This window comes from Xanthomonas sp. LMG 12462, from assembly GCF_009192885.1.
Taxonomy (GTDB): Bacteria; Pseudomonadota; Gammaproteobacteria; order Xanthomonadales; family Xanthomonadaceae; genus Xanthomonas_A; species Xanthomonas_A sontii.
Genome location: NZ_NMPP01000031.1, coordinates 1 through 22,052 on the forward strand (window position 1 = coordinate 1; position 22,052 = coordinate 22,052).

A 22,052-nucleotide genomic window follows, 5' to 3' on the forward strand; every position below is an offset into this window, starting at 1 on the left:
GCGCTTCGCGCCCTACCCTCACCCCAACCCCTCTCCCCGGGGGAGAGGGGCTAAGCCCTTCACAGCCGGCGTCTTCTGCGCTTCGAGACACGAGCCCCGCAGTTCTGGCGCGCCTCGCTAGCGCGGCCCCCAGACCTCGGCATCGAGATCGCGCGCCGGCGCGGGCGCACGCTTCACCCGTCCGCCCTGCACCGCCACGCCTTCGGCGCGCAGGCGCTGACATTGCTCGCGATAGCCGCGCGAGCCTTCGGGAAAGGCGATGCGGCCGTCGCTGCGCAGCACCCGGTGCCAGGGCAGCGCGGCATCGGCATTGCCGCCGAGCAGGCGCGCCACCAGCCGCGCGCGTCCCGGCAACCCGGCCAGCATCGCCACCTCGCCATAGCCGCGCACCTGGCCCGACGGGATCGCCCGGATCGTCGCCAGGATCCGCGCATGCGCCTCGGCCGCCGCCTTTGCGGCCGGCGCCGACGCGCGCGCTGCGGGCGGCCGCCGTGGACTCATGCCGACCGTGCCCGTACCGGCCGCGACACCAGCAGCACCCCGCCCAGTACCAGCACGGTGCCGGCGATCTGCCACGGCCCCATTGCCTCGCCCAGCACCAGCACGCTGAGCACGATTGTCGAGACCGGGCCGAGCATGCCGATCTGCGACGCGAGCGCCGAGCCGATGCGCTGCACCGCCAGCATCGTCGCCAGCACCGGCACCGCCGTGCACAGCGTGCCGTTGAGCAGCGACAGCGCGTAGACCGGTGTCGGCAGGACCAGCGCGTGCAGCGGCCGCAGCAGCAGGAACTGGGCGATGCACAGCGCGCAGGCGACCAGGCTGGCGTAGGCGGTCAACCGCACCGCCCCGACCCGCGCCACCAGTTGGCCGCTGCCGACCAGATAGGCCGCATAGGCCAGCGCGCTGCCGAATACCAGCAAGCTCCCCCAAGCAGTACGCGCGCCGCCGATCTGCAGGTCGTGGCCGAACGCCAGCAACACGCCCAGGTAACTCAACGCCAGCGCCCACAGCTGGCGCCGCTGCGGACGCCGCCGCCACAGCAGCACGCCGATCAGCAGCACCAGGGTCGGGGTGAGATAGAGGATCAGCCGCTCCAGGGTCGCGGTGATGTAGGCCAAGCCGAGGAAATCCAGGAAGCTGGCCAGGTAATAGCCAAGCACGCCCAGCGCGACGATCCGCCAGCGGTCGCCCGGCTGCAGCGGCGGCGCGCGGCGCGCCGCCCACAGCGCCATCGCCGCGAAGCACGGCAGCGCCACCAGCATGCGCAAGGCCAGCAGGGTCACCGCATCGACGCCATAGCGATAGACCAGCTTGACGATGATGGCCTTGCCCGAGAACGCGATCGCGCCGCCGGCGGCGAGCAGCACGCCACCGAGGCTGGCCTGGGTGGCGGTGGGGGCGACGGCGGCGGACGTGCCGGACGCGCTCATCGCGCGGCGCCGCGGCAGGGAGAAGAGGACACGTGCATGCCGCCATTCTACGGCGCCACAGCGAACCAGCCGCCGGATCGGGGCGACCTCAGCGCATCAGCACCACTTCCTCGGCCGAAGTCGGATGGATCGCCACGGTGTCTTCCAGTTGCTGCTTGGTCACGCCCAACTTCAATGCCACCGCAAAGCCCTGCAGGATCTCGTCGGCCCCATCGCCGAGCAGGTGGACGCCGACCACACGCTCCTCGGCGCCAACGCACACCAGCTTGAACAGGCTGCGCTGCGGCGAATCGGCCAGCGCCTGCAGCATCGGCCGGAAATTGCTGCGGTACAAGGTCACCGCGTCGGCGCCATAGCGCTCGCGTGCCTGCTCCTCGCCCAATCCCACCTGGCCCAGCGGCGGATGCGAGAACACCACGCTGGGCACGTTCTCGTAGTCCAGCCGCGCCTGCGGCCGGTCGCCGAACACGCGGTCCATCAGCTTGCGCCCGGCGGCGATCGCCACCGGGGTCAGGCCGACCTTGCCGGCCACGTCGCCGATCGCATACAGCCCAGGCACGTCGGTGTTCTGGTAGTCGTCCACCACGATCTCGTGCTTGTCGCCCAGGCGCACACCCAGCGCCTCCAGGCCGAGGTCGCGCGTGTTGGGGCGGCGCCCGATCGCGAAGAACACCTTGTCGACGCTCTCGCCGGGCTGCCCCTGCGCATCGACCACGCACAGGCCCTCGCCGCTGCGGCGCAGGGCGCTGGCGCGGTAACCGAAATGCAGGCGCACGCCCTGGTGGCGCAGGTTATCGGCAAGCTGCCGTGCCAGTTCCGCGTCGAACCGCTCCAGCAGGCGCTCGCCCTGCACGTATAACTCCACCCGGCTGCCCAGCGCCTGCAGCAGTCCTGCCAGTTCCACCGCGATATAGCCGCCGCCGACGATCGCCACCCGCGGCGGCGCCTCGCAGAGATTGAAGAAGTCGTCGGAGACCAGGCCCAGCTCGGCGCCGTCGATGTTCGGCCGCAGCGCGTGCGCGCCGGTGGCGATCACCACGTGCTTGGCGCTGACCCGCACGCCGTCGTCGCATTCGACGGTGTGCGCATCGACCAGCCGGCCGCGCCGCGGGATCAGCACCACGCCGTCGGCATCCAGGCGGCGCCGGTAGCTGGCGTGGATGTTGCCGATGTAGCCCTGGCGATGCGCCACCAGTTCCGCCCAGGACAGCGTGGCCTCGGGAATGGCGAAGCCGACCGCGCGCGCCAGATCGATGCGTTCGACCAGATCCGCCGCCAGCCACATCGCCTTCTTCGGCACGCAGCCGACGTTGACGCAGGTCCCGCCGAGCGCGCTCGGCTCCAGGATCGCCACCCGTGCGCCATGGCTGGCGGCGCGGAAGGCGGTGGCCAGGCCGCCGGACCCGCCGCCCAGCACAAGAAGGTCGTAATCGCGGATCGCCCCGTTCACGGCGCACGCTCGGCGCGCGGCGGGGTCGCATCGGGCGCGGCGCGGTGCGCGCGGTTCACATCGTCCATCGGCTGTCCTGTCGCATGTCTCGGTCGCCGCGGAGCATGCCATGGGCGACCGCGCGGCAGATGTGAGGACGCCGCCGCAGTACCTGCGCTCAGGCCGCGTCGCGTCGGCGCATCGGCTGCCAGCGCAGGTAGCTGGCCGAGCGCCACAGCCACTCCACCGGGCCGAAGCGGAACCGCTGCAGCCACCAGTGCGACAGCGCCACCTGCATCGCGAACAGCGCGACCGCGAACGGGATCTGCCAGGCGCGTGGCAATCGCTCGAAATAGCCGAAGCCGTAGCCGTAGAACAACGTGGTGCACACCAGCGACTGCAGCAGATAGTTGCTCAGCGCCATGCGCCCGGCCGGCGCCAGCCACTGCAGCGCCGGTGCGGCGCGCACCAGCCAGGCCGCATAGCCCAGTGCCATCAGGCCGCTGGCGACGCTGGCCAGGGCGTAGGCACAGGTCAGGCGCAGATCCAGCCGCGCCGGGTCCATCCACGGCTCCAGCCGGAAGCTCAGCAGCATCAGCGCCAGGCCCAGCGGCAGCACACCCCAGCGCAGCACGGCGAGCAGCCGCGGGAAGCGCTGCGGCTGTGCGGCCAGGCCGCTGCGCACGCACCAGGCGCCGAGCAGGAACATGCCGAAGATGGTCGGCGCATTGAACAGCAGCCCGCTCAGCGATTCGACCAAGTCGCGCGCGCGTTGCGCAGTGGCCTGGGCGTAGCTGCCGTGGCCGAACACCTCGCGCTGCTGCGCCAGCGCCGCCGCGCCGTGCTGCGCCTGCTCGGCCATGTCCCGATGCCACTGCGCCGCACCGTGCGGATCGGCCTGCGCCGCCCAGGCGGCGGCGCCGATCAACAGCCACAGCGCCGGCGCGAACAGGTACACCACCAGCGCCATGCCGGGCAGCCAGCGCGTGGGCGCCTCGCGGAACGCCAGCAGCATGAACGCCAGCAGCGCATAGCTGACCAGGATGTCGCCGGACCACAGCAGCACGGCATGCAGCAGGCCGATCAGCAGCAGCCCCGCGCTGCGGCGCAGGAAGAAACCACCGAACGGCCGCCGCGCGATCTCGGCGCGCTGCGCCATCACTGCAAAGCCCATGCCGAACAGCAGCGAGAACAAGGTGTAGAACTTGCCCTGCACCAGGATGTAGACCAGGGCGTCGGCGATGCGGTCGGCGCCGCGCAGCGCCGGATCCAGACCGGTCATCGCCGCGTCCAGCGGGCCGACGAAGCCCTCGATGTTCATCAGCAGGATGCCCAGCAGGGCGAAGCCGCGCAGCACGTCCAGCGTGGCGATGCGCTCGGCGGGCGCGACGGGCTGCAACACGGGGGCGGAAGTGGCCAAGGCGGCACCGGGCGGAAGGCCGGCGATGTCCCTCGCCGCGATCAGGAAGGCCGCCGGCGTCCGCAGCGGCACGATGGCGCCGCTGCGTGCGGCGCCAGGGCTGGCGGCACCGGCGCGACCGGCACCGCCGCCAACGCACTCAGTGGTGGTGGCCGCCGTCGCCGTGCACGTGGCCGTGCTCGATCTCTTCGGCGCTGGCCTCACGCACGTCGACGATCTCCACGTCGAAGTGCAGGTCCTTGCCGGCCATCGGGTGGTTGAGGTCGACGTCGACCACGCTCATGCCGACCTTCTGCACGGTGACCGCGCGCGGGCCGAAGTTGGTCTGCAGCACCACCTGGCTCCCCGGCTGCAGCTTGGCCGCGCCGAAATGCTTCTTCGGCACGCGCTGGCTCAGGCCCTCGCGGTACTCGCCATAGGCGTCCTTGGCGGCCACGTCGACACCGAAGCTGTCGCCGGCGGCCTTGTCCATCATCGCGTTCTCCAGGCCCGGGATGATGTTGCCGTGGCCGACCAGGATCACCAGCGGATCGCGGTCCTTGGAGCTTTCGATCGGTTCTTGACCGACTTCCGAAACGGTGTAGTGGAAACGGACGACGCGGTCTTTTTCGATCTTCATGTGCACTCTGCGCTGTGGCTGCCGGGGGCAGACGGGATGGGCGGCTTGTCGGCCGCCGGGAGCGCCGCCATGATGGCGGCCTTCTGAGGTCGCGCATTATCCCGGCTCCATGCACAACACGCCAGTTTCGCCGCGCGGCCGCCGCGCGTTCCCGTGGTGGCTTCCGCTGCTGTGCACCGCCGCGCTGGCGGCCTGCGGACGCCACGAGGTCCGCCACACCCGGCCGGCACCGGTGGCGGTGCGCGAGTGGCCGCAGGTGGCGCCGGCCGACCCGGGCGCGGCCAACGCAGTGCTGATGCGGGCGCTGGGCCTGGTCGGCACGCCCTACCGCTACGGCGGCAACACCCCCGAGTCCGGCTTCGACTGCAGCGGCCTGGTCGCCTACGTCTACCGCGACATGCTCGACCTGCGACTGCCGCGCACCTCGCGCGAACTGGCTGCGGTGCAGGGACCGCGGATCGATCCGCAGCGCCTGAGCACCGGCGACCTGGTGTTCTTCGGCAGCGCGGGAAATGTGACTCACGTTGGAATTTATGTCGGTGAAGGCCGCTTCGTGCACGCTCCCAGCACGGGCGGCACGGTGCGCCTGGATTCGCTGGACGGGGCATACTGGCGGGACCACTACACCGGCGCAAAGCGGGTTTTGCGCTGAACTGTGATTTCACCCACATTCATAATTACGAAAATTTAACCTTATTTGAACTTCCTATTTCTGTCTACAAGGCATGATCCCCCATCGTTTTATTTTGTGATCCAAGCGTGACGACCGAAGCCCAGACCTCTCCAGGCAAGCCCGCCGTTCCCCGCCGGACCGCTTTCCGCCTCTTCTGCACCGCCTCGCTCTGTTTCTCGGCCCTTCCGGCCCTGGCCCAGACCGCTCCCGCCGACACCGTCGTCCCGGAAGCGATCGCGACCGTCGCCCCCGCTCCCGCCCAGGTGAGCGCCACCGCGACCACCGCCCAGGCGACCGCGCAGACCCCCAACATCACCACGTCGGCCAAGCCGGCCGCCGCCCAGGCGCCCGCACCGTCGCGCAGCAAGGCCGACGCCGCCGCCACCGCCACCCTGGCCGCCCTGCTGCCGCACCTGGCCGCCAACGACACCATTCCGCTGATGGACCGCTCGGCGATGTTCGCCGGCGACATCAGCCGCCTGCTGGCCAACTACGACGTGTCCCAGCCGGTCCCGCGCGAAGGCGTGGTGCCGGGCGGCGACAAGGTCCAGTCCGTGCTCAAGCGCGCCATGGCGCTGCTGGGCACCCCGTACCGCTGGGGCGGCGAAGACACCGAAGGCTTCGACTGCAGCGGCCTGGTCGGCTACGTGTTCCGCACCGCGCTGGGCATCGAACTGCCGCGCGTGTCGCGCGAGATGGCCCGCGAGGCCAATGCCCAGCTGATCAAGGACCGCGACGCGCTGGCGCCGGGCGACCTGGTGTTCTTCGGTCGCAAGGGCCGCGTCGACCATGTCGGCCTGTACGTCGGCGAGGGCCGCTTCCTGCACGCCCCCAGCCGCGGCAAGGACGTGCGCGTGGACACGCTGACCTCCGGCTACTGGGGCGAGAAGTTCGTGCAGGCGCGCCGCGTGGCGATGTAAGCCGTCCGCTCCGGAGATACCGCACAGAAAAGGCCGCTGGGGACAGCGGCCTTTTTGGTTGTGACGTTTCGCGGCCGCCCGGCTGGCGGTCGTGCCACTGGCACCGACGCGGCCGCCCTCAGGCGGTGGCAACGATCGCGCGCACGTCCTTGTCGATCCGCAACGCGCCGTCGCCATGCGCAAACGCCGCCTCTACCGCCTGCCGCAAGGCTGACGCGTGCGCCTGCGGCGGCAACGGCAGACTCTGCAGATAGGCCATGACGTCCTCGGGATCGGTGCAGACCAGCACGTCGTCGAAGCGTGCGACCCGGACCTGCGCGAAGTGCATGGCGAACAGGCGCGCGCCCGCCTCCGCGTCCAGGCGCAGGGTGGACGGGTCGCGGTCCGGGCCACCGGCCACTCCGGCGACCAGTTGCGCGAGTTGACGCATGTTGTCGCGACCATTGAGCACCGCCAGTACTGCCGCGCCTGGACGAACGATGCGCCGCAGCTCGCGCACGCCCGCATGCGGATCGGGCAAGTGGTAGAGCATATGCACGGCCAGTGCGGCGTCGATGCTGGCATCGCGCAGCGGCAGGCGCATCGCGTCGCCGACCACACCCCGTGGCCGCAACGCCACCGCTTGCGCCAATGCCGCAGCGACCATGGCCGGCGAGCGATCCAGCAATTGCAATGCCAGCGATGGCGGCCACTGCCCGGCGAGCGCGCCCCACAGCTGGCCGGTGCCGCAGCCGATATCGGCCACGCGCAGGTCTGCGGCCAGCGGCACCTGCGCGCGCAACCACGGGTACCAATCGCCGCGGCCGTACTTGGCGTGCAGCGACTTACGCTGCACCAGCCGCTGTGTATCGCCGTATTGCCGCTGTAGTTCCGCGCTGTCCGCCTGGAGCGTCATCGTCGCCGTCCGCGTTGCCCGCCGGCACGATACGCTGTCCGCCTCGATCGCGTCACCGGAACTTCGATGACACCACGCCCCTCGCCTGCCTCGCAGTCCTGCCGTGCCGATGAGCCCGTCCGTCGGGTCGCGTCATGGCCGCAATTGCAAGCGCTGCGCTGATGCCGGCCAAGCACGTCCTGCCCACGCCCGCCCAGGCGCTGGCGATCGCGCAATCGCTGCTGTCCACCCGCTACGCCGACGCGGCGTTCGGCTTCGCCGCCGGCTCGATCCTGCGCGGCGAAGGCACGCATCTCTCCGATCTCGACCTGGTCGTGGTCTATGAGCGCCTGCCGGCCGCACGCCGCGAATCGTTCCTCGCCGACGGCATGCCCGTCGAAGCCTTCGTGCACGACCCGGGCACGCTGGCCTGGTTCGTCGACGAAGACGCCGCCCGCGGCCGCCCCAGCCTGCTGCACATGATCGCCGAGGGCACCCTCGTCGGCACCGCGACCGAATCCGCACGCAGCCTGCAAGGCCGAGTCGCCGCGCGGCTGCAGGCCGGGCCGCCGCCGCTGACGCAGGCGCAACGGGACGCGCTGCGCTACGAGATCACTGACCTGGTCGACGACCTGTGCGGCGAGCGCAGCGCCGCCGAGATCCTCGCCATCGGCGCCCTGCTGCATCCGCGCCTGGCGGAACTGGCGCTGCGCGGAAGCGGCCATTGGTACGGCAGCGGCAAGTGGGTGCCGCGCCTGCTGGCACGGATGGATCCGGCGGTGGGCGCGCGCTTCGAGCAGGCCTTCGCCGCGCTGTTCGCCAATGCCGACTGTGCGCCGGTGCTGGCACTGGCGCAGCAGGAACTGGCCGTGCACGGCGGCCGCCTGTTCGACGGCGACTGCCGCATCGCGCCCGCGGACTGGCGCGCCTGAGCCAGCGCGTGGGCGCGCGCCCTCAGCCGTGGTAGTGGGCGATGGTGTCCTCGATGCCCTTGCTCAGCTCCATCACCTTCTGCGCGTACTCGGCCAGGCGATGGTCTTCCGGCGTGTCCGGATGCCAGGCCGGCACCGCGGTCGGGCGGCCTTCGACGCCGTCCAGGGCCACGAACACGATGATGCAATGCGTGCACAGACGCGGCTCGCCGCCCATCGGATCGCGGGCGCGCACCTCGATGGCGAAATGCATGCTGCTGGTGCCGGTGTGGACCAGCTTGGCGCCGACCGTGACCATGTCGCTGATGCGGATCGGCGAGACGAAGCGGATGCCGCCTACCGCCACGGTCACGCTGTAGTGGCCGCTCCAGCCCACCGCCGCGGCGTAGCCGACCTGGTCGATCCACTTCATCACCACGCCGCCGTGGACCTTGCCGCCGTAGTTGACGTCGATCGGTTCGGCCAGGAAGCGGAAGGTCAGCTCGCGTTGCGTGCCGCTCATCGGGAGTCCATGCAGGGGAAGAAGGCGGCAGTCTGCCATGCGCCGCCGCCGCCAATCGCAACGGCGCCGCAATAAGGTGTCGCCGCAGACGCGCCGGCAGCCGGCGGCGCCGGCTAGGCCGCGGCCAGCGCGAGATTGTCGCGCTTGCGGATGCACAGCCACGGAAAGTGCGGCTGGCGCCAGCGCAACGCCCGCAGGCAGCGCACCGACAACCGCCGTGGGTCGAACAAGCGGCGCAACACGATGCCGTCCAGTACCGCCTCGGTGTGCTGGTGGTACTGCTGCGCCAGTTCGGCGCAGCCCAGGCCGCTGAAGTAGCGCAGGCTGCGCGCGGCGCTGGCCCTGGCTTGCTCGACGTCGGCGTAGAACGGGCTGTCGAGGATGTGCAGTTCGCCGTCGTGCTGCAGCAGCTGCAGCAGGCGTGCGATCAGCGCACGCGGATCGGCGAAGTATTGGAGGCAGGCCGGCACCACCACGACATCGAACCGCTGCGCCGGCAGCGGCAAACGCAGGATGTCACCGGCGACGAAGCTCAACCGCGGCGCGTCGGCGAAGACCCGCGCCGCCTGCGCCAGTTCGGTGCGATTGACGTCGACACCGCAGACTTCGCGCTGCAGGCCGCTGGCCAGGCGATACGACAGCCAGCCGTTGCCGCAGCCGAGTTCCAGCAGAGGACCGTCGCCGCCACGCGCACGCAGATGGCGCAACAGGCGCCGGCACGATTCGGCGCGCACCCGCCATTCGTGACTGGCGCCGAGCGCGCCGGGCGGCTGCGGCAGCGTGCGCACCTGCGCGTCGCTGTAGAGACGGCCTTCGCGGCGGCGCACGTCCAGGTAGCGCTGCTCGAACGGGTCGTCCGGCAGCGCGTCGTGCACCAGCACACCCGCGTGCAGCGTCAGCCCGGGCAACTGTCGCAGCTGCGCGCGCAGGCTCTCGGCAGGCGTACTCACGGACGCATCAACGCACCTGGCCGGAACCGTCGACCGGCGGATCTTCCAGGCCGACATTGCTCGGGGCGGCCTCGTAGATGGTGCGATCGAGCAGGCCGGTCTCCTTGGCCACCAGCACCGGCACCAGCATCTGCCCGGTCACGTTGGTCATGGTGCGCATCATGTCCAGCACGCGGTCGATGGCGTACAGGTAGCCGATCACCTCCAGCGGCAGGTTGGCCGCGCTCAGCACCACCGTGGCCATCACCACCGCGGTGCCGGGCACGCCGGCGGTGCCGAAGCTGCCCAGCACCGAGGCGATCAGCACCACGAAATACTGGTTGGCGGTCAGCGGCACGCCGGTGTACTGGGCGATGAACACCGCGCACAGCGCCGGGAAGATCGCGCCGCAGCCATCCATCTTGATGCTGGCCCCCAGCGGCACCGCGAACGCGGCGTAGTCCTTGTTGACGCCGAGGTTGTGGGTGATCGAGCGCAACGCCACCGGCATCGCGGCGAAGCTGGAGGAACTGACGAAGGCCACCTGCATGCCCGGCGCGGCACCGCGGAAGAACTTCCACGGATTGAGTCCGTGCACCAGCAGCAGGCCGCTGTACACCACTACGATGTGGATCGCGCAGGCCAGGTACAGCGCCAGCACGAAATTGCCGAACGGCAGCAGCTTGCCGAACCCATAGCCGCCGACCAGCGCGGCGATCAGGCCGAAGGTGCCGAGCGGGGTCATCTCCAGCACGAAGCGGGTGACCTGGATCATGATCTCGCTCATCTGTTTGGTGAGCTTGCGCGCCTCGGCCACGCGCTCGCCGAGCTTGACCATGGCAAAGCCCAGCAGCGCGGCGAAGAAGATCACCGGCAGAATCGAACCGCGCCCGGCCGCCAGCACGGTCTCGCCAGCGGCATTGGCCTTGGTGCCGATGCCGGTCAGCGCATAGAACGGGTTGGACGGCACCACGTCCAGCAGCACCTGCACCGGGCTGGGCACGTCGCGCGGGGTCCAGGCGCTGTCCACGCGCAGGCCCAGGTGGCCGGCGCCCGGCTGCAGCACCGTGCCCACGGCCAGGCCGACGCCGACCGCCAGCGCCGCGGTGACCACGAACCACAGGAAGGTGCGCCCGCCCAGCTTGGCCACCGACTGCTGTCCGTGCAGCGCCGAGATCGCGTTGATGACCGCGAAGAACACCAGCGGCACCGCGATCATCTTGATCAGGGTGACGTACAGATCGCCCAGCGGCTTGAACCAGGTCTCGGCGGTCGGCCCCAGCGCCCAGCCCGCCAGGGCGCCCAGCAGGAAGCCGGCGACCACGCGCTGCCAGAACGGAATGCGTAACCAGGCCGTCACCAGTTTCATCGACGCTGTCCAGAGAGATCGGGGGGTTTCGCACGATAGCGCACCCCGGCAGCAGCGACGACGCCATGGCTGGAAAGGCGCGATGTCATCGGCGTGCCTTGTCGCAGTCGGCATAATGCAGGGGACTTCGTTGTTCAGGACCCGTTCTGCGTATGCGCCTACCCGTTTCCGCCCTCGCCGCCGCCTCCACCCTGCTGCTGGGCGCCTGCGCCAGCACGCCGCACGCGCCGGCCGCCAGCGCCAACGTCGCGCCGATCGTCGTCCCCGCCGTGGCCCATCCGGCCGGCGAGACCCCGGCCTGGTGGTACCGCAGCGGCGCCGCCAAGGCCGCCAACAACGGTGCGATGCGCGGCAAGGCCAAGAACGTCATCCTGTTCCTTGGCGACGGCATGAGCCTGACCACGGTCGCCGCCGCGCGCATCCTGGATGGTCAGCGCAAGGGCGCCTCGGGCGAGGAGAACCAGTTGTCGTGGGAGGCGTTCCCCGCCACCGCGCTGAGCAAGACCTACAACACCGATTCGCAGACGCCCGACTCGGCCGGCACCATGACCTCGATCACCACCGGGGTGAAGACCCACATGGGCGCGATCGGCGTGTCCGCCGGCAAGCGCGACGCCTGCGCCGACAGCCTCGGCAAGCAGTTGCTGAGCTGGCTGGAACTGGCCGACAGCGCCGGCATGGGCACCGGCATCGTCACCACCACCCGGCTGACCCACGCCACCCCGGCCGCGACCTATGCGCACGTGCCCGAGCGCAACTGGGAGAGCGATGCCGACCTGCCGGAGAAGGCCGTGGCCGAAGGCTGCCGCGACATCGCCCAGCAGATGGTGAGCGCGCGCTTCGGGCGCGGCCCGCAGGTGATGCTGGCCGGCGGCCGCGGCCAGTTCACCACCGTCGAGCAGCGCGACCCCGAGTACGACGACAAGGTCGGCCTGCGCCTGGACGGCCGCGATCTGGTCGGCGAATGGCGCCAGCGCCATCCGCAGGGCGCCTACGTGTGGACCCGCGGGCAACTGGAAGCGGCGCAGAACGCGCCGGCGCTGCTGGGCCTGTTCGAGCCGGACCACATGCAGTTCGACCACGACCGCGACCGCAGCGCCAATGGCGACCCGAGCCTGGCCGAGATGACCAAGGCCGCGATCCGTACCCTGTCGCAGGACAAGAACGGCTATGTGCTGATGGTCGAAGGCGGCCGCATCGACCACGCGCACCACGCCGGCAACGCCTACCGCGCGCTGGACGAGACCATCGCCCTGTCACAGGCGGTGCAGGCCGCGGCGGACGCGACCTCGGCCGAGGACACGCTGATCATCGTCACCGCCGACCATTCGCATACGCTGAACTTCGTCGGCTACCCGCAGCGCGGCAACCCGATCCTGGGCAAGGTGCGCGGCACCAGCGGCGAGGACGCCAATACCGGCGACCTGGCGCTGGACGGCAACGGCCAGCCCTATGCCACGCTCAGCTACGCCAACGGCCCCGGCTACACCGGCGCCAGCAACCAGCAGCCGGCCGGCATCAAGACCTTCCCGCATGCGCCGAGCAATTTCGAGCCAGCCAACGGCCGTCCCGACCTGACCCACGTCGACACCGAAAGCCCGGATTTCATGCAGGAAGCGCTGGTGCCGACCAAGGCCGAGACCCATGGCGGCGACGACGTCGGCATCTGGGCGCGCGGCCCCGGCAGCAACGCGTTCCGCGGCAGTCTGGAAGAGAACGTGATCTACCACGTGATCGTGCAGGCCACCCCGACCCTGCGCGCGCGGCTGTGCCAGGCCGGCACCTGCAACGGCGACGGCGTGCCGGTGGAACTGCCCAAGCCGGCGGCATTCATGACCAGCGCCGCCACCGCGCAATGAGGCGGTGTCGGCCGCACCGCGGCCGCCTGCGCGTGGCCGTTGCGTTGCTCGCAGGGTTCGCTGCGTTTACAGCGCTCGGCACGGTGCCGGCGGCCGCGGCGCAACCGGCCACCGAGGCCTGCCGACTGGGCGACCCGAACAGCGATCGGCCGGTGGTGCCGGGCTGTCGGCTCGGCGCCGACGAACGCCTGGTACTGACGCCACAGGCGCTGCGGCGCCTGACGTTCGATCGCGACGGGCTGGCGCTGCTGAGCGTCGGCGCACGCTTCTACTACGTGCGCGCCGATGGCCGCAGCCTGCCGGTGATCACCTGGGACAACGGTCCGGATGGATTCACTGAAGGGCTGACCCGCGGCATCTTTCACGGCCGCATCGGCTTCTACGACCGGCAACTGCGCGAGGTGATCGCGCCAGTCCACGACTTCGCCTGGCCGTTCGAGCAGGGCGTCGCCGCGGTATGCGACGGCTGCAGCGCGGGCACGCCCGACACCGACGGTCATACGCCGATGCAGGGTGGCCGCTGGTACTCCATCGACCGCCACAACCGCGAAGTGCCGGCGCCCAAGCGCTGAGCCGATGATCGTGTGCGGCATGGCCGCGTTGTTGCGGAGAAGGTCGCCAAGGCTGGTTCTCTGCAACGCGTCTCTTTGAATCTCCAGCGATGTCGCGGAAAGCGCATCGTCCGCGAGGTGAGACATCCCCGCGTCGGGACTGAAGTCCCTCCCACATGGGGCTACCTCACGTTGCGCGGCTTCAAGCGCCGTCGCGCGCTGGCGGCGGGCCAGTCGTCGCGTGCTGGCGACCAACATCGAGCGGGCACCAGGCTGAGCAAGCATTTGGGACAGACACGAGTGCCGACAATTGCTCTTGTGGGAGGGACTTAAGTCCCGACGCATTGAACTGAAAGGCGTCGGAACTCTGGCCGCAGGCCGGTCGTCGCGCACTGGCCGCCGGCATCGAGCGGGCAACGGGCTGAGCAAGCAGTCTGGATAATCCCGAGTGCCGACACCTGCTCTTGTGGAAGGGACTTCAGTCCCAACGCGTTGAACTGAAAGGCGTCGGAACTCTGGCCGCAGGCCAGTCGTCGCGCACTGGCGGCCGACATCGAGCAGGCAACAGCTGAGCAAGCAGTCCGGATAGCCCCGAGTGCCGACACCTGCTCTTGTGGGAGGGACTTCAGTCCCGACGCGTTGAACTGAAAGGCGTCGGAACTCTGGCCGCAGGCCGGTCGTCGCGCACTGGCCGCCGACATCGAGCGGGCAACGGGCTGAGCAAGCAGTCTGGATAGTCCCGAGTGCCGACACCTGCTCTTGTGGGAGGGACTTCAGTCCCGACGCGATTAGCTGAAAGGCATCGGGACTGAAATTCCTCCCACAACGCTGCCAAGCGCAAAGATGTCGCCATGCCACGCTTCGCGCTGACGTGCGCTTGCGTCTACAGTGACGCGATGCCGCCGCACGCTTCTACGTCCCCGTTGTCCGCACTCGCCGCCGCGCTGCCCGATCCGGCACCGGCGCCGCTGCTGCTCGGCCTCAGCGGCGGGCTGGATTCGACCGTGCTGCTGCACCTGCTCGCGCAGCAGCCGTCGTACCGCCACGCCGGCCTGCGCGCGCTGCATGTGCACCACGGCCTGCATGCCGACGCCGACGCCTGGGCCGCGCAGTGCGCGCAGCTGTGCGCCGCGCTGGCGGTGCCGCTGCAGGTGGTGCGGGTGCAGGTGCCGCGCGACAGCGGCGATGGCCTGGAAGCGGCCGCGCGGCAAGCACGGCGCCAGGCCTTCGCGCAGGCGCTGCAGCCCGGCGAATGGCTGGCGCTGGCACAGCACCGCGACGACCAGGCCGAAACCTTCCTGCTGCGCGCGCTGCGCGCGTCCGGGCCCGACGGCCTGGCGGCGATGCAGGCGCTGTCCGACTTCGCCGGCAGCCGCCTGTGGCGGCCGCTGCTGGCGCAACCACGCAGCGCGCTGCACGCCTATGCGCAGCAGCACGGCCTGCAGTGGATCGACGACCCCAGCAACGCCGACCCCGGCTTCGACCGCAATTTCCTGCGCCTACAGGTGCTGCCGCTGCTGCGCCAGCGCTGGCCGCACGCCGACGCCGCCCTCGCCCGCAGCGCGCAGCTATGCGCCGACGCCAGTGCACTGCTGGAGGCGGACGACCGCACGGCGCTCGATGCGCTGCAGGACGCCCCGGGTGCTCCGCTGCCACTCGCCCCGCTGCGCGCCCTGCCTGCGGCGCGGCGCGCGCGCGTGCTGCGACGCTGGGTCGCACAGGCCGGCCTGCCGCCATTGCCGGCGGCCGGCCTGGCCGCGATCGAACGCGACCTGCTGCAGCCGCGCGCAGATGCTTCGGCGCAGTTCGCCTGGCACGGCGCCTGCGTGCGCAGTTGGCGCGACATGCTGTACGCCGAGCGCGACCTCGCGCCCTGGCCTGCGGACTGGCAGGCGCAGTGGGACGGCCGCGCGCCGCTGGCGTTGCCCGATGGCCGCCGCCTGCACCTGCGCGCCGACACCACGCTGGCCTTCGATACGCCGCTGCTGGTGCGCGCGCGCCGCGGCGGCGAACGTCTGCTTCTGCCAGGTCGGACGCAGTCGCAGGCACTGAAGCACCTGCTGCAGACGCAGGCCTTGCCACCCTGGCAGCGCATGCGACTGCCGCTGCTGTTCGACGCCACACAACTGCTGGCTGCCGGCCCGGACCTGCTGGCCGCGCCGCTGCACGATTGGCTGCAGGCGCGCGCCGCGCACCTGACGCTGGATCCGCCGGCCGTGGCGGCGCCCGCCTCGCATTGACCCTGCCGCCGTCGCCGCGCACACTTTCGCCATGCCCAAGAAGTCCCAAGACGATGCCTCCCCGGTCGCGCGCTTCGAGCAGTCGCTCGAGGAGCTGGAAGTGCTGGTGGAGAAGATGGAAGCCGGCGACCTGAGCCTGGAGCAGTCGCTCAGCGCCTACGAGCGCGGCGTGGGCCTGTATCGGCAATGCCAGCAGGCGCTGGAGCAGGCCGAGTTGCGCGTGCGCCTGCTCAGCGATCCCGAGCAGCCCGAGAGCGCCGAACCCTTCGATCCCGTGCCGCCCCATGGTGGCTGACGCGGCGTTCGCGCACTGGCGCGAGCGGGTGGAAACCGGGCTGCAGGCGCAGTTGCCGGCGGCCACGCTGGCGCCGCAGCGCCTGCACGCGGCGATGCGCCACGCCACCCTCGGCGGCGGCAAGCGCATGCGCCCGCTGCTGGTCTACGCCAGCGGCGCGCTGTTCGGCGCCGACGCCGCGCGCCTGGATGCACCGGCGCTGGCGGTGGAACTGATCCACGCCTATTCGCTGGTCCACGACGACCTGCCGGCGATGGACGACGATGCCCTGCGCCGCGGCCAGCCGACCGTGCACATCGCCTTCGACGAAGCCACCGCGATCCTCGCCGGCGACGCGCTGCAGAGCCTGGCGTTCGCGTTGCTGGCCAATGCCGAGGACGCGGCGGCACCGCTGCGCGTGCAGTGGCTGCAGACCCTGGCCGAGGCCGCTGGCGCGGCCGGCATGTGCGGCGGCCAGGCATTGGACATCGACGCCACCGGCCGCGTGCAGGCCTTGGCCGACCTGCAACGCATGCATGCGCTGAAGACCGGCGCGCTGATCCGCGCCAGCGTGCGCCTGGGCGCGCTCGGCGGTGGCGCCGACGCCGCCGCGCTCGCGCAATTGGACAGCTTCGCCACCGCGCTGGGCCTGGCTTTCCAGGTGCGCGACGACATCCTCGACGTGGAAGCCAGCTCCGAACAGCTCGGCAAGACCGCCGGCAAGGACGTCGCGCAGGCCAAGTCCACCTACCCTGCCCTGCTGGGCATGGATGGCGCCAAGGCCAAGCTGGCCGAGCTGGCGCAGGCGATGCAGGACAGCCTGCACGGCTATGGCGCTGCCGCCGATGCACTGGCGGCGCTGGCGCGGCTCGCGGTCGATCGCGCGCACTGATCGCCACGCTCGGCGCGTGCGATCGGTGCGGCTGGGTCGCACGCGTCATTAGCCGCAGATGCGATGCACCGCATCCGCGAAACCAGGGATGGATGCTGGCGCTGGCCGCGCGCAGCCCGTGATGACCAGAGGCGCTGTTGCAGGAGCGGCTTCAGCCGCGACAGACGGCATCGGTCATGCCTGTCGCGGCTGAAGCCGCTGCTACATGGGCTTGCGGTGAGTGTCTGGGGCAATGTAGGAGGGACTTCAGTCCCGACTGCTTTCGCGGTCCGATCGTCCGCCACGCTGGTCGTCGCGGATGCATGACGGTTGACTCCCACACCAGGCGACCAGGCGCATCTCACGCCACGGCAACCCGCGTTGCCGCAAAAATTCCGACGCAGCGCATACCGCTGCAGATCGCGATGACGCCGGCTGCGGCGAATGGAGATCTCGGACGTCCTCATCGCCTTCGGCAAACGCCGCCACCAGCACGATCTCCACGCACGCACACGCACAGTGCGAGCGTGATCGCCACATGGCCTATCCGCAACGCTGCGCTCGATCCAGTGCATGCCGCTGCGGCAAGGCCGCTGCAGCGCGACACTCACATGCGGCGATGTCTGTCCGCGATGCCGATACTGAGACCTGGCGCGCGCTTCGCTGGACGAAATCGAAGACAAACACACCTGCGACGCGCACGCGCGCATCACCGGGCTAGTTTGCTTCGGCCCCTGTCACGGGGCGCCCACTTTCGACGGAGAGAGACTGCATGAAACACGCATCCCGGATCTCGGCAGCGATCGGCTTCAGCCTGGTCGGCATCATCTCGGCGGCCACGGCGCAATCGCAACTCACGCGCACGCCCGCGCCGCTGCAGGTCGAACTGACGCCGGTCGCCGACGCCGACGGCCAGCAGCGCGGCCAGATGGCGGTGACCGTGCGCAACACCGGCACGCAGGTCGCACGCGTGCCCAAGTGGGAACTGCCGCTGGGCGATCTCGACAACGCCCTGTTCCAGGTCCAGCGCGACGGCAAGCCGGTGGATTACGTCGGGCGCCTGGTCAAGCGCGCCGCGCCGCGCGCCGAGGACATGGTGTTGCTGCAGCCGGGCGAAGCGAAGCAGGCGCAGATCGACCTGAGCCGCGCCTACGACCTGACCCGCAGCGGCACCTACAGCATCCGCCTCGACGCGCCGCTGCAGGGCGCCGCGCTCGCCGATGGCGCGCGCATGCTGCGCGCCGACGGCGAGCCGCAGACCCTGTCCAGCGCGCCGCTGACGGTATGGCTGGATGGCGGCCGCGGCCATGCGGTGCGCAACGACTTGATGGTCGGCCCGCAGGCGGTGGTCAACGGCGTCAACTACGCCTCGTGCAGCACCAGCCAGATCAGCACCATCGGCAGCGCGGTGAACGCGGCACGCACCTACTCGCAGAACGCCAAGACCTACCTCAACGGCGGCAGCACCGGCGCGCGCTACACCACCTGGTTCGGCGCCTACAACGCCAGCCGCTACAGCACCGCCACGTCCAACTTCGTCAACATCGATTCGGCGATCGACCAGAACAACGGCCAGATCACCATCAATTGCGGCTGCAGCGACAGTTCCTACGCCTACGTGTATCCGAACCAGCCGTACCAGATCTACGTCTGCAATGCGTTCTGGAGCGCGCCGCTGACCGGCACCGACTCCAAGGCCGGCACCCTGATCCACGAAATGAGCCACTTCAGCGTGGTCGCCGGCACGCAGGACACCGCGTACGGCCAGAGCGCGGCCAAGAGCCTGGCCAAGAGCGATCCGGCGCGCGCGGTGAAGAACGCCGACAGCCACGAGTACTTCGCCGAGAACAATCCGTCGCAGAACTGAGTCCGGCACGCCGGTGATGTCCCCGGGCGCCGACCTCGCGTCGGCGCCCGGTTCGCGTGCGGCCCAGGCCGCACGCTCTATGCCCGCGTGGTGTCCTAGGCCACCAAACCCTCCAACCTGGGCAGCCCCGCGCTGCCGGGAAACACCTGGGTGTCCAGCGCGCGCTCGGACACGCCCAGATGCGCGCCGAGCACGTGCCGGAACAGGCTGCGCAGGTCGCTGGTGGCGCGCAGGTCGCGGCCCTCGTTCAAGGCCCGCGGCGACAGGCCGGGCCAGTCTCCGGCGATGCGCCCGCCGCGCACCGCGCCGCCGGCCAGGAACGCCACCCCGCCGGTGCCATGGTCGGTCCCGCCGGTCCCGTTCACCGCCGCGGTGCGGCCGAACTCGGTCACCACCGCGACCACGCTGCGCGACCAGCAGGCCTGCGCGCCATCGTGGAACGCGCGCAGCCCCGCATCCAGTTCGCCCAGCTTGCGCTGCAGCACCGCGGCCTGGTTGCCGTGGGTATCCCAGCCGGCATCCTCGACGAAGCCGATCCGCGGCCCGTCGGGCTTGGCCATGAAGCTGGCCGCCGCACTCATCGCCTGCGGCAATTGCCCACCCTTGACGCTGTCCACCTGCATGCCCTGCTCGCGCAGCGCGCGCGCGAAATCGCCGGCCAGGTGCGGATCGGCGGCATACAGCGGCTGCAGACGCTGCAGCAGGATCGGATTGACCGCGCTCGGCAGCGGCGGCGACCAGCTGTTCACCGCGCCCGGGCCACGCATGATCAGCGGCGTCACCGCGCTCACCGACACCGCCTCGGCGCCGTGCAGGGCCAGTGCGCAGCGGTTGAGCCAGCCGCTGGAGGCGCCGCTGGGCCGCGCGGTGCCGTTCTCCAGGCAATCCTGCGCCTCGAAGTGCGAGCGCTCGCGGTACGGCGGCGCCACCGCCACCACCGGCAGCCATTGCTTGCGCGCGTACAGCTCATGCGCGAACGCCAGCGCCGGATGCAGCGCGAAGCTGCCGTCCAGGGCCAGGGTCTGCGGCGGCGCCAGCGCGCCGCGCAGGCGTGCGTAGTCGGGGTCGGCGGTCGGCACCAGTGCGTGCAGCCCGTCCAGCGCGCCGCGCAGCAGCACCACCAGCAGGCGCGTATCGGCGCCCGGCGCGGCCAGGCCGCTGCCCGCCCACAGGCTCAACACGGTGGCCGCACCGCTGGCGGCAAGGAAACGACGGCGTGTCAGTTGCATCGGAGCTTCTCCCATCGCGGATTGGACCGCGCGCCGCTCAGGCGCGCCATTGGAAGGCCGGGCTGGCCAGCAGCACCGCCACGCCTTCGCGTGGCGATTCGGCGCGCCGCACCGCGGTCAGCGTGTCCGCATCCGGACCGTCGCCGAACGCGGTCGCGGCCAGTGCCAGCGGCTCGCCCGGCGCCATCCTCGCCAGCGCCTCGGCCGCCTGCACGCGCTTCCACAGTGCGTCGGCGCCGCTCCATTCCGCCGCCACGTCGGCATAGCCGGCCGGCGAGCGCGGCGTGAACGGCGGCTGCCCCATCCGTGCCAGCAGGGTCAGCACGGTCTTCTGCTGCGGTGGCGCCTCGGGCCAGGCACCTCCGGCGCGCAGTGCCGACACCACGAAATCCTGCGGCGGCTTGAACTTGCGCGCCTGCGCGTCCCATGCCTCGGGGCTGTCGATCAGGGCGCGGTAGACGTGGCGCAGGTCGCCATCGTTGCGCCGCCACGCGTCGGCCATGCGCTGTACCAAGGCTGGCGGCGGATCGTCGCGGACGAAATGCCGGGCCAGCTTGAACGAGACGTGCTGCGCGGTGGCCTGGTGCCGGGCCAGCGCCGCCAGGATCGCCTCGCCCTGCGCCACGCCGTCCTCGGCGTAGCGCCGGCCCAGCACCAGGCGGCTGCCGGCGGCATGCGCCGGCGCGCGGAACACGAAGGCGGCCCCGGGCGTGCCCTGCTCGAAATCGCGCGGCGCCGGCACGCCCCAGCCGGTGATCGCACGCGCCAGTTCGGTGACGTCGGCCTGGGTATAGCCGCCGTCCACGCCGAGGGTGTGCAGCTCCAGGATCTCGCGCGCCAGGTTCTCGTTGAGCCCCAGGCGGCGCACGGGACGTTCGGGATCCAGGCGCAGGGCCCGGCGCTGCGCGCGTTGCGCCAGCAGCGAGTCGGGGCCGACCGAATTGGCGTTGTCCAGGTAGCGCAGCATCGCCGGGTGCCGCTCCACCGCCAGCAGCAGGTCGGCGAAGCGGCCCATGCAGTGCGGGCGGATCGCCTCGCGCTCCATCGGCGCCGCGTACAGCGCGGCCGCGCGCTTGTCGACCGAGACCGCGAAATGATTGGACCAGAACTGCACCAGGCGCTCGGCGAATCCGGCCGGGCTGGACACCGCGACCCGGTAGCGCGCCGCCAGTTCCTGCGCCTGTGCCTGCCGATAGAGCCCGCGCGCGGCCTGCTGCGCCTGCTGGGCGGCCTGCTGCGGATCGCCGGCCGCCTGCTGCCGCGCCTGGCGGCGTTCGCGCTGGTAGTCGGCCTCGCGGCGCAGGTAGGCCAGGCTGTCGGGCAGGCCCTGCAACGCCGGCGCCAGCGGCGGCGACTGCAATTGCGCGGCCAGCCAGGCGCGCGGCTCGCCCATGGCGGTCAGGTCCCCGGGACGGGCGCCCAGGCCGAAGCGGTTGGCGGCGCTCAAGCTCTCGCGGCGGATCATGCGGCGCTCCGGTGATGGCGACAGCCTTGCAAACGCGTAGCACGGGCCGCGGTTGACCGGCCGGTGGCGGCGTTGCGCCTGGCCGCCCTGCGACCTCCCGCCGGAGCGCGGCGCGGGCACAAAAAAGGCCCGGCGCAGCGGCCGGGCCTTCGGGGACGCGTCGCAGGCGCGCTTACTTGATCAGGCGCAGCGCGAACGGGTAGCGGTAGGCGACGCCGTCGTTGGCCTTGATGCCGGCCAGGATGCAGAACACCAGGTTCACCACCCACACCACCGGCATCAGCAATCCGCCGATGACGATCACGCTGAGCACCACGCAGATCACGTACGCGATGGCGACGGTGATCTGGAAATTCAGCGCTTCCTTGGCCTGGTCGTTGAGGAAGGACTTGGCCGGGTTGTCCTTGTTCACCAGCCAGATGATCAGCGGCACGATGAAGCCGGCGATGATCCCGGACAGATGGGTGATCAGCGCGACAGTGCGATCTTCCTGGGGGCCTGCCGAGGCCGGCGGCGGCGGCGGGGCAGTGACGTTGTCGAATTCGCTCATCGGTATTCCGTTCCTTTGGTGGTGAGGGGACAAGACGTTTGGCGCG

Annotated in this window: 21 protein-coding genes; 9 read left to right on the forward strand and 12 right to left on the reverse strand. The window is 70.8% G+C overall.

The window, feature by feature from the left end; all coding sequences use genetic code 11:
* Window positions 1-117: 117 nt before the first annotated feature.
* The 5 genes from CEK69_RS08985 to CEK69_RS09005 all read right to left on the reverse strand — a co-directional run bounded on the left by CEK69_RS08985 (window position 118) and on the right by CEK69_RS09005 (window position 4,901).
* Entirely contained in the window at window positions 118-501 is a 384-nt protein-coding gene (locus CEK69_RS08985) for an MGMT family protein (RefSeq protein WP_152245141.1), read from the reverse strand.
* Window positions 498-1,433, reverse strand: coding sequence for a DMT family transporter (locus tag CEK69_RS08990; RefSeq protein WP_152245143.1), 936 nt, complete (start codon window positions 1,431-1,433; stop codon window positions 498-500). The genes CEK69_RS08985 and CEK69_RS08990 overlap by 4 nt, the downstream gene beginning before the upstream one ends.
* Window positions 1,434-1,521: 88 nt before the next feature.
* Entirely contained in the window at window positions 1,522-2,883 is a 1,362-nt protein-coding gene (gorA, locus tag CEK69_RS08995) for a glutathione-disulfide reductase (RefSeq protein WP_152245145.1), read from the reverse strand.
* Window positions 2,884-3,040: 157 nt separating this feature from the next.
* Window positions 3,041-4,282: a DUF418 domain-containing protein gene (locus CEK69_RS09000; protein ID WP_226975103.1), complete on the reverse strand. Its 1,242-nt coding sequence runs from the start codon at window positions 4,280-4,282 to the stop codon at window positions 3,041-3,043.
* 139 nt (window positions 4,283-4,421) lie between these two features.
* Window positions 4,422-4,901: a peptidylprolyl isomerase gene (locus CEK69_RS09005; RefSeq protein ID WP_043092617.1), complete on the reverse strand. Its 480-nt coding sequence runs from the start codon at window positions 4,899-4,901 to the stop codon at window positions 4,422-4,424.
* 109 nt (window positions 4,902-5,010) lie between these two features.
* Here CEK69_RS09005 and CEK69_RS09010 point away from each other — a divergent pair, with 109 nt between their 5' ends.
* Both CEK69_RS09010 and CEK69_RS09015 read left to right on the forward strand, forming a co-directional pair.
* The gene (locus CEK69_RS09010; protein ID WP_017909248.1) at window positions 5,011-5,553 is read left to right on the forward strand and encodes a C40 family peptidase; all 543 of its coding nucleotides are present in this window, start codon (window positions 5,011-5,013) and stop codon (window positions 5,551-5,553) included.
* A gap of 107 nt (window positions 5,554-5,660) precedes the next feature.
* Window positions 5,661-6,494 (forward strand): C40 family peptidase, encoded by an 834-nt coding sequence (locus CEK69_RS09015; protein WP_081613625.1) that lies wholly within the window; start codon window positions 5,661-5,663, stop codon window positions 6,492-6,494.
* Between the two features lie 118 nt (window positions 6,495-6,612).
* Here CEK69_RS09015 and CEK69_RS09020 read toward each other — a convergent pair whose 3' ends face one another.
* Window positions 6,613-7,389, reverse strand: coding sequence for a class I SAM-dependent methyltransferase (locus tag CEK69_RS09020; RefSeq protein WP_152245147.1), 777 nt, complete (start codon window positions 7,387-7,389; stop codon window positions 6,613-6,615).
* A gap of 134 nt (window positions 7,390-7,523) precedes the next feature.
* Between CEK69_RS09020 and CEK69_RS09025 the strand changes: the two genes are divergently transcribed.
* Entirely contained in the window at window positions 7,524-8,300 is a 777-nt protein-coding gene (locus tag CEK69_RS09025) for a nucleotidyltransferase domain-containing protein (protein WP_226975104.1), read from the forward strand.
* 22 nt (window positions 8,301-8,322) lie between these two features.
* On the opposite strand, the gene CEK69_RS09030 is transcribed toward CEK69_RS09025, so the two are convergent.
* The 3 genes from CEK69_RS09030 to CEK69_RS09040 all read right to left on the reverse strand — a co-directional run bounded on the left by CEK69_RS09030 (window position 8,323) and on the right by CEK69_RS09040 (window position 11,100).
* Complete coding sequence (locus tag CEK69_RS09030; protein WP_017909252.1) at window positions 8,323-8,802, reverse strand: acyl-CoA thioesterase; 480 nt, start codon at window positions 8,800-8,802, stop codon at window positions 8,323-8,325.
* Between the two features lie 113 nt (window positions 8,803-8,915).
* Window positions 8,916-9,752 carry a class I SAM-dependent methyltransferase gene (locus CEK69_RS09035; RefSeq protein WP_152238267.1) on the reverse strand — a complete coding sequence of 279 codons (837 nt, stop codon included), beginning with the start codon at window positions 9,750-9,752 and terminating at the stop codon, window positions 8,916-8,918.
* Window positions 9,753-9,759: 7 nt separating this feature from the next.
* A complete protein-coding gene (locus tag CEK69_RS09040; RefSeq protein ID WP_152245149.1) occupies window positions 9,760-11,100 on the reverse strand; it encodes a dicarboxylate/amino acid:cation symporter in 1,341 nt (446 codons plus the stop codon).
* Window positions 11,101-11,252: 152 nt separating this feature from the next.
* Between CEK69_RS09040 and CEK69_RS09045 the strand changes: the two genes are divergently transcribed.
* From CEK69_RS09045 to CEK69_RS09070, 6 genes are all read left to right on the forward strand, one after another.
* Window positions 11,253-12,959 (forward strand): alkaline phosphatase, encoded by a 1,707-nt coding sequence (locus CEK69_RS09045; protein WP_017912194.1) that lies wholly within the window; start codon window positions 11,253-11,255, stop codon window positions 12,957-12,959.
* A gap of 44 nt (window positions 12,960-13,003) precedes the next feature.
* Complete coding sequence (locus tag CEK69_RS09050; protein ID WP_226975105.1) at window positions 13,004-13,531, forward strand: WG repeat-containing protein; 528 nt, start codon at window positions 13,004-13,006, stop codon at window positions 13,529-13,531.
* A gap of 902 nt (window positions 13,532-14,433) precedes the next feature.
* On the forward strand, window positions 14,434-15,750 hold the full coding sequence (gene tilS, locus CEK69_RS09055) for a tRNA lysidine(34) synthetase TilS (RefSeq protein WP_226975106.1): 1,317 nt from the start codon (window positions 14,434-14,436) through the stop codon (window positions 15,748-15,750).
* A gap of 31 nt (window positions 15,751-15,781) precedes the next feature.
* Complete coding sequence (locus tag CEK69_RS09060) at window positions 15,782-16,045, forward strand: exodeoxyribonuclease VII small subunit (RefSeq protein ID WP_152182836.1); 264 nt, start codon at window positions 15,782-15,784, stop codon at window positions 16,043-16,045.
* Window positions 16,038-16,916 carry a polyprenyl synthetase family protein gene (locus CEK69_RS09065; RefSeq protein ID WP_193313945.1) on the forward strand — a complete coding sequence of 293 codons (879 nt, stop codon included), beginning with the start codon at window positions 16,038-16,040 and terminating at the stop codon, window positions 16,914-16,916. Before CEK69_RS09060 ends, CEK69_RS09065 begins: the two co-directional genes overlap by 8 nt.
* Window positions 16,917-17,667: 751 nt before the next feature.
* Window positions 17,668-18,762 carry a M35 family metallo-endopeptidase gene (locus CEK69_RS09070; protein WP_152245155.1) on the forward strand — a complete coding sequence of 365 codons (1,095 nt, stop codon included), beginning with the start codon at window positions 17,668-17,670 and terminating at the stop codon, window positions 18,760-18,762.
* A 95-nt stretch (window positions 18,763-18,857) separates the two neighbouring features.
* Here the strand turns inward: CEK69_RS09070 and CEK69_RS09075 are convergent, their stop codons facing one another.
* From CEK69_RS09075 to CEK69_RS09085, 3 genes are all read right to left on the reverse strand, one after another.
* A complete protein-coding gene (locus tag CEK69_RS09075; RefSeq protein WP_017909616.1) occupies window positions 18,858-19,991 on the reverse strand; it encodes a DUF1501 domain-containing protein in 1,134 nt (377 codons plus the stop codon).
* A gap of 37 nt (window positions 19,992-20,028) precedes the next feature.
* Window positions 20,029-21,456: a DUF1800 domain-containing protein gene (locus CEK69_RS09080; protein ID WP_152245157.1), complete on the reverse strand. Its 1,428-nt coding sequence runs from the start codon at window positions 21,454-21,456 to the stop codon at window positions 20,029-20,031.
* 172 nt (window positions 21,457-21,628) lie between these two features.
* Window positions 21,629-22,006 carry a DUF4870 domain-containing protein gene (locus tag CEK69_RS09085; protein WP_017910613.1) on the reverse strand — a complete coding sequence of 126 codons (378 nt, stop codon included), beginning with the start codon at window positions 22,004-22,006 and terminating at the stop codon, window positions 21,629-21,631.
* Between the last annotated feature and the right edge of the window lie 46 nt (window positions 22,007-22,052).